General features: G+C 56.3%; 7 protein-coding genes. All 7 read right to left on the bottom strand.

The genetic code is table 11. The features are described 5' to 3' along the window. Positions 1–76 precede the first annotated feature (76 nt). Positions 77–514 carry a hypothetical protein gene (locus tag ABF979_RS15680; protein WP_415560647.1) on the bottom strand — a complete coding sequence of 146 codons (438 nt, stop codon included), beginning with the start codon at positions 512–514 and terminating at the stop codon, positions 77–79. Between the two features lie 77 nt (positions 515–591). Further along, positions 592–1,284 carry a hypothetical protein gene (locus ABF979_RS15675; RefSeq protein ID WP_149026837.1) on the bottom strand — a complete coding sequence of 231 codons (693 nt, stop codon included), beginning with the start codon at positions 1,282–1,284 and terminating at the stop codon, positions 592–594. An 81-nt stretch (positions 1,285–1,365) separates the two neighbouring features. Next, positions 1,366–2,901, bottom strand: a complete 1,536-nt coding sequence (locus ABF979_RS15670) for a formylglycine-generating enzyme family protein (protein ID WP_211588133.1) — start codon at positions 2,899–2,901, stop codon at positions 1,366–1,368. Further along, on the bottom strand, positions 2,898–4,115 hold the full coding sequence (locus tag ABF979_RS15665; protein ID WP_415560646.1) for a hypothetical protein: 1,218 nt from the start codon (positions 4,113–4,115) through the stop codon (positions 2,898–2,900). Before ABF979_RS15665 ends, ABF979_RS15670 begins: the two co-directional genes overlap by 4 nt. Further along, entirely contained in the window at positions 4,112–4,807 is a 696-nt protein-coding gene (locus tag ABF979_RS15660; protein WP_415560645.1) for an ABC transporter ATP-binding protein, read from the bottom strand. The genes ABF979_RS15665 and ABF979_RS15660 overlap by 4 nt, the downstream gene beginning before the upstream one ends. Then, complete coding sequence (locus ABF979_RS15655; RefSeq protein ID WP_415560644.1) at positions 4,804–6,708, bottom strand: vWA domain-containing protein; 1,905 nt, start codon at positions 6,706–6,708, stop codon at positions 4,804–4,806. The genes ABF979_RS15660 and ABF979_RS15655 overlap by 4 nt, the downstream gene beginning before the upstream one ends. After that, positions 6,705–7,214: a hypothetical protein gene (locus ABF979_RS15650; RefSeq protein ID WP_415560643.1), complete on the bottom strand. Its 510-nt coding sequence runs from the start codon at positions 7,212–7,214 to the stop codon at positions 6,705–6,707. Before ABF979_RS15650 ends, ABF979_RS15655 begins: the two co-directional genes overlap by 4 nt. Positions 7,215–7,273: the final 59 nt, after the last annotated feature.

Genomic DNA, 7,273 nt, shown 5'->3' with positions numbered 1-7,273 from the left:
CGAATATGTCTGCAAAATATGGACTTCAGAGCCAGAAAGATTCATCATCAATCCATCAAATCCGGGAATTAAATACCTAGCGTGTGGCGACAAGATCAACAGCATCCTGTGTTTCCTGCTCGGCGGCCTTAACCCGGGCAAGTTGTTCTGCTGTCGGATTGGCAGCAGCCTGGTTTTTAATCTGTTCCAGATTTGCAAGACTCTTCTGTGCGGCAAGATAGGCAGAGGATTTCGAACTGGAAGCTTTGGCTAAACGCTTCCTGTATCCACCGATGCGACTGTTCATAGCTTGTAGCTCAGTTCGTGTTTGAGCAACGCTTTTCTGTGTCTCCGCTAAGGACTGGTTGAGGGCCGCGCTCTCGTTAGCGGTCGCTTGCGCGCGCTCATGCCAGGCATCACGTGCTGTTTGCAGTTGCTGGTTTCGCTGCTGGTAGCCATTCCCGACCGAACATCCGATACCTGAGAAAAGATTGGCGGTGGTCGGGTCACATTGCTGGGCAGAGCACGCACTCAAACAGAGTGCGCCAAAAAGGGGAAGAATCGTAAATTTCCGATGCGACATCACGAGGCAGCCCTTTGGAGAATGAAAATTCAGGCTTTGGCGGCAGGCATTGGTTCAGCCTGTCCGACGTCCTGAGCCATAATGGACGCAACCTCTGCGAGCTGCTTTGACTGAGCCGCGCTCTGCTGGGAGGCAAGGGCTGCACTAGAATTTCCGTGTGCATCGGCAATCAACTTCATACTGTCTGCCTGCTTCTGCCGCATACTGGCAAGATTTTGCAGAGCCTGCACATCTTTCTGATAACCGGCAATCTTGGCTTGATAGGCTTCAGCAGAAATCTGTCCCTGAGCTAGCTGTTGACGGAGCTGTTTCAGATTGTTCTGCGTTTCCAGAAGTTCTTTCTGTGCATCCTGAATGTCAGTCTGAGTTTGTGCAATATTTTTTTGTTCGGTGGCGATCTGCGATTTAACCTGATCTTCGCTCAGCTCTTGAGCTTGGGCACGATTAGCAACAAGTGCGCCTACAGCCCCGCCAACCAGAGCGCCGGCTGCACCGGCGAGGGCTGCATTTTTGACACTTCCCGTTCCCAGGCCAACACCAAGAGCAGCAAGGCCACCGAGCACTGCGGCGCCCTCTCCAATCATATTGTTCTGCTGGGCAGAGCGTTGGCGCAGACGGTTCTGTTCCGGTGTGAGTGAGGAATCATAAGAAGGAGCGCATCCGGAAACAAACACGCACATAGCAACAGAAGCAGCGGAGATACGAAAGGGCGAAAGTGACACGGAGCAACCTTTTTACATAATGTTTCATTGTGAATAAGAAAAAAGCATTCTCTTGGGAAGTGAAAATTTACACGAAAAGAATTAATGAATTGCTTCGATCTGCGATTTTATAGTCTGCCCTGTAGGGAGTTTTCCGGAATGACTGCTTTGAATGTTCTGAGCAGTAACCATCAGGAACTGTATTGCCCGATCATCCTGAAGTGCTTTGATAGCATCTGCCTGCTGTGCTGTGATGGCGGAGAGATCGGGCAGGGCCTGACTGTTCGTTACGGCCTGAAGAAGACTGATGTAACCATTGATGGCGCCTCCAAGCTCCGTCTGTCTGGCCTGAAGGTGATTTGCGATTTGTGCGGTCTGGGCCGGTGTCAGAGGCGTTGGTTGCGACTTCAGAATATCGGCCGATTTCTGAATAAGCTGTATGGCATGGTCGACCTCCCAGATATCCGCTGCTAGGGCAACTAGTGCCTGAATTTGTGCGGCCAGCGCCTGACGATCTGCATCGAAACGGGCACGGGAGTCGCTGGCCATGGCGGTCTGGATCAGCTTCAGACCGTTGAGTGTGGCCGGGTCAGTCGTGTTTTTCTGAAGGCCTGCAAGCGCGGTCTGGGCGTCTGCACTTGCAGGCAGGGTTTTGTTCATCAGGGTGTTGAAAGCGTTCTGGGCCTGTTCCGTTCCGTGAAGGGAGCCGATAGCATCTGTCGCCAGAACAAGGCGGAATCCCATTTCAGGCAATCGGGTTGGTTCACCCGTCTGCGGGCTATAAAGCGGAACTTCGGCGCGTGAACTGGTCGTAATCTCATCGGGGTTGGACAGGTAATTTCCACCGCAGACCAGAATTCCGCCAGCCAGACCCTGAAGGCGGCCAACGCGGTTGAGGCGGTACGGCTCCAGCATCATCTGGCTGGCTTCCCCAAGCATATCATACAGACCCAGCGGGTTTGGTTTCATCTGCCCGACGCGCTGCATGCCGCCAAGGTCTGGCCCTGCTGCGATATACTGGTCTGCACCTTCCGGCATGGGCCATGTGGGAGCCATGAAATCGGTCGGGCTGACATGCATGCCGCCACGGGCGGCATAAGACCATTCGTCGTCGGTGGGTAGACGCACAAAGCTGGTTGCTCCGTCATGGTTTGGCAGCGGAATCTTTTGGGTGTGAAGCCACGTTGAATATTTCGTGGAGAAGGTAATGGCCTCATCCCACGAAATATGCGTCTTGGGATGCTGTCCATCCAGGGTAGGGGGCGCGCAGGTTCCACTCAGGCTTTCAGCCTGATTTTGGGTTACATCATATTTGCCGAGATAGTACCGGCGCAATTCCGGATGCTGGCTGACGGCGAAAGGGGCAGCCACATAGGCGTGGCGCATAAACTCGTTGTAGCCATCCTGTGGATCGCTTCTGCCCAGAATAATGGCATCGTCATCGAGTAGATTGTCTCCTGTCGGAACGTCAACGGGACGGAACGTCATTGCGCCACCGCAGGGCATAGGCAGAACCAGATCATCCGGCAGGGGATGTGGGTCGACGAATTTTTTGTCCCAACTCTGTGCGGCAGCCGTTTGTAGAGACAACACGGGTGCGAAACCCAGCAAAAGCAGGGCTGTGTGATGGGTTTTCATGGTGTGCTGACTCCCTCCCAGGGATCAATGCGGCGAAGGCTTCGGGCGGCGGCCAGGGCGGCCAGAAAAGCTCCCAGAGCGGTTGTGAGGCAGGTTTCAAGCCACAGACCAGCCCCGATTCTGCACAGCGTATGTCCGGGCGGCAGGGTCTTTGCAAAGACATGATTGATGGCGCTGCCTACGATCAGCGCACCTGTCAGAGCCAGAAAAATACCGGTCAGCGCGAGAATTTGTGCCTGAATGACGGGAAAAATCGTTAGACGCTGTACGCCGAGAAAGCGCAGGGTTGCGAGAGAAAGTTGTTTGCGTTCCACATTGGCCCATAGCGCGGCGGTGAGACTGGCGAAAAAACCGGTCACTCCAAGCAGGGCTGTCAGCCGGAACAGCACGGTCAATCGCTGGTCCAGAAGAAGAAGGTCCGAGACATCCTGCGCCCGATCCGAAATATCCACGCCTGCTGCACGCAATCTGGTGTCAAGGGCGGGGATGGTGTTGATCTGCCGGGTATAGAGACGGAAGCCGGGATAGGACGGGGCTGGCGTGGCCGCCTGTGCCCACGCATCGGACCATGAAAGAGAGTGCTCTCGATATAGTTCTACGGTCTGAGCCAGACGCAGCGATACGAAAGCTGCATCCCGGTTAAGGGCGCGTTGCGGGGTAATCGCCTGAACATGCAGGGGAATCCGAACTGTTTCCGGGCCGAGGCCTAGACGGGTGACATGCAGTTCGAGGAGATCACCCGCCTGAATATGCAGAGAGGCGGCGGCACTTGCGGAAAGCAGGATGGTGCTTTCGTCTGCGGGCATCGTCGCGGGTGTGGTCAGGGGATCATCCGCGTGGGACGGTATCAGTTCGATGCGTCGACCCGCAAAGGGGCGGCCGGGCGGAACGAGCAGAACACTGGCCGCAAGAGTGCGTGTTCGGGGCATGACAAAAACGACATCCGGCTCTTTTCGCAGCCTATCCAGCCAGCCTGTTGTAAAATCCCGGTTGCTGGCGCTGGAAATCTCACGCACATGCGGGTCTTCCAGAAGGACGGTTCTCAATCCTTCAACAAGTCCGCCTCGCAGGCCTGACAGGATAATCAGGGGGGCTGCCGTCGCTGCCAGACCGATGATAAGGCACAGTGCCAGAATTTTTTCGGATAGAAGATCGTACCAGGCCAGACGGGCCGCCAGACGAATGTCATGAAATATGAAGCGCCGGTCTGTCATGCTGTAGCGATCTGGGTCGTAGAACCGTTCATCGAGACTGGAAGCAGCGTGAACCCGGCTGCCGCCGCGCGTTCGGCGTCGTGCGTCACCATAACAACAGCTGCGTGCCGTTCAGCCTGCTGATGCAGGAGTGTCATGACATGTGTTGCCTGTTCTGGATGCAGGGACGCAGTAGGTTCGTCGGCAAGAATGATATCAGGCTGATGCGAAAGTGCGCGGGCAATGGCGACACGCTGGCGCTGCCCGACCGACAGTGCAGCGGGTCTGTTTGTCCGTAGGGAGACAAGGCCCAGACATTCGATAAGATCGTTGATGTGATGAGGATTTTTAATGTTCATAACATCCAGTGGTAGATGAATGTTGGCTTCGACGTTCAGGAAGGGCAGCAATGCGCTCATCTGCGGAACGAACCCGATATGTCGCGCCCTGAGGGCGGTCAGACGCCCCTGTCCGGGTACGCGCCAGAGGGATGCCGTGGGACTGCCCATAATGTCCAGCACCTCGACACGGTCTGGACGAAGTGAAAGGGAGAGCAGCCCCAAAAGCGAGCTTTTGCCACAGCCCGATGGCCCTACGACCGCATAACGGTCGCCTGGGTTCAGGCGAAAATGAGGTACTTCAAGCGTGAAATTTTGCCCCGGTGCCTGCCAGGATAGGTTTTCTGCAAAGAGCAGGGATTGGTTGGGGTTCAAGGTAACGCTTCCAGGGGTACCGGATAGACGCGCTCTCCATCATCGTGAGATTGCCCGATCTGCTTCCACAATGACGGGTCGGACTCATATTCCTGATAAAGACGCAGACGACTTGCGATATTGTTTAGGATGGTACGCTGTCCGACGGCGCCCATGGCGAGCCACGATTCCTGTGTGATAGATGTTACGTCGGACTTATACGGCAGGCCATCCAGATATTCGCCAAGCAGCGGGCCGATCGTGTCGATATGCGAGAAAGCATTTGGATCACGGGCCGAAGCCGCAAAGGCAGATTGAAGCTGGGTGAAGAAATTTTCCGGTGCGGTTCGACCGGCTAGCCCGGCATCCAGAATATGCTGAAGGGCGTTGGCAAGATCGGAGAGCTGGTTGCGTGTCAGGAGCACACGGATGTTCAGGGTTCTATGCAGCGTATCGGCTGGATCACGATCGGAGGTGAACGCGTTGATAATATCCGGTGCGGCTGTGTGCTGTGTGTCGCCAAGATAGGCCAGACGCATGGCCTGACTGACGACTGAGAGTTTCGTATCGACTTTCGCATCCTGCGGGGTTAGTCCGGCGACGGGGCGGCCGGTCATGTCCGCCACTTGCTGGAGCATGGAGGTAGACATGGTCTGGATAACAGGCCGGAACGCGTCCGGGCTACCTCCCGGGACAGGATAATACAGGCTGCCAGCATTGTTGAACTTCGAAAGATTTCGATACTGCGTTGCGGCTTTGCCGTGATCATTCGCCGCATTCCCTGCTGGGGTCAGCAGATGAATGACAAACAAGGCAATGCCTTTTGACGCGGCAAGGTGGTTCATATCCTCGATGTTGAGATGCGTCAGGCTATGGGGGTCGTCATTGCTTCGTGCCCCGGCATCGGTGATGAGAACGATATAACGGCCGTTGAACGTCTGCCATGGAACCTGATCGACTGCGGTTTTTACACCGGCAATCGCATCTTCATCAAAACTGCTGGAGGACACGCTGGCGTCGTGAACCGTGGAAATGGCCGGAAGGATTGCATCCAGAGACTGGGAAAAATCTGGCGACGCGTAGAGTTTTGTCGCGTACTCCAGCCCAGGCGTGTCTGCGAGACTGTCGCGGTAGGCGACGAGGCCGAAGCGAAAATTCTGCGAGACCGCCGTATTCTGGACGGAATGAATGATGCTGGAAATCGCAGCTCGCGTCTGGTCGATATAAGGCTGCATGCTGGCTGTTGTGTCGATGACGAAGACCAACCCGGCCTTGAACTGCTTCAGGGTCTGTGGCGATGCTGTCCGGGCGGTATTGCCCGTAGTCGTGGAGGCGGAAATGACATGTAGCATTCTGATTGCCGGACCACTGTCCCGCTCGATCTGCGTGGCATCCAGCACGGGAAGCAAATAGAAATTCTTGGACGGATCGACGAAATTTTCCGGTTCCATAGCGACGACCGGCGCTGAATGACCAGCCTGAACACCCTTGGTCAGAGCATCGACGCGCGCCGCAGAGTCCGCAGCGGACAGGAGATCTTCCTCGTGTTGAGCTGTGTCGAGGAAAAGCGCGCGGTTGCGGCCCGCGGGATTTGTGAAGGTTGCCACCATGGTGTGTGCCCAGGGGATTGTGTGGTCATCATCAATCCATCCCTGAACCGGGCCCTGGGCCGAACTTCCGATCTGAACGCGCCCCTGAGCGCGACCGAATACATAGAAGACTTCGAAGCCCGGCAGTGGTTTTGCGTCTTTTCCACTCGCATCACTGAAGAGAGATGCGCCGGGGCGGGTAATGATCCGCTGATAGAGCGTGTGTTTCCCCGGCTGCAAGAGCGGGGTGGCGGCGTGTACGGCGGTTGCCAGTCCAAGCAGCGAAAGGCTGCATAGAGTGGCTCTAGCGATCTGGCGAACGTCCGGGATCATGGCCAAAAATCCTTCAGGGCAAGCTGGGCTGTCATGTCGTCGTTGGCAGATTGCTGCTGCAGGGCGGTATGGAGGCGGGCACGGTCCTGTGCGCTGCTCGTGTCGCCGGCCTTGGCGGCCGATTGATAATAATGGGCGGATTCACGCACATCCGGGCTGGGGATAGGCCCTTTCGGATCGAAGGTCGTCGGATCGTAAAGATGTCCCAGGTGGTTCATGGCAGGAGTATCTCCGCGATCAGCGGCGGCTTCCAGTAGCAGGACACCATCATCCGTCTTGCCGTTTTTCAGGCGGGTTTCACCTTCTTGCCTGATTTGGACGGCTGTTCCTGCCTCTCGGATCACATCGGGCACGGATTTGTTGGCGAAGGGGTCGCTGTCCGGTGCGGTCGCATTCAGGGGCGCGGCGATCGGACTGCGAGAAGAGGCGACCTTATCCTGGCCGGGGAGGGTGGGGTGATGCAGAAGATAAAATGCCAGAAATCCCAGAATGCCTAGCCCGATCACCCCCCCACCCAGGACAGGAACCAGGTGTTTGCGTTCGGTCTATTTTTCAGGCGGCCCGC

It is taken from the genome of Gluconobacter sp. (genome assembly GCF_047723935.1).
GTDB lineage: Bacteria > Pseudomonadota > Alphaproteobacteria > Acetobacterales > Acetobacteraceae > Gluconobacter.
This window is presented reverse-complemented; position numbering and strand designations above follow the sequence as displayed.

Excerpts from the sequence above, each read along its gene's own strand:
- ABF979_RS15670 (WP_211588133.1), bottom strand. The coding sequence starts at position 2,901 with ATGAAAACCCATCACACAGCCCTGCTTTTGCTGGGTTTCGCACCCGTG.
- ABF979_RS15665 (WP_415560646.1), bottom strand. The coding sequence starts at position 4,115 with ATGACAGACCGGCGCTTCATATTTCATGACATTCGTCTGGCGGCCCGT.
- ABF979_RS15655 (WP_415560644.1), bottom strand. The coding sequence starts at position 6,708 with ATGATCCCGGACGTTCGCCAGATCGCTAGAGCCACTCTATGCAGCCTT.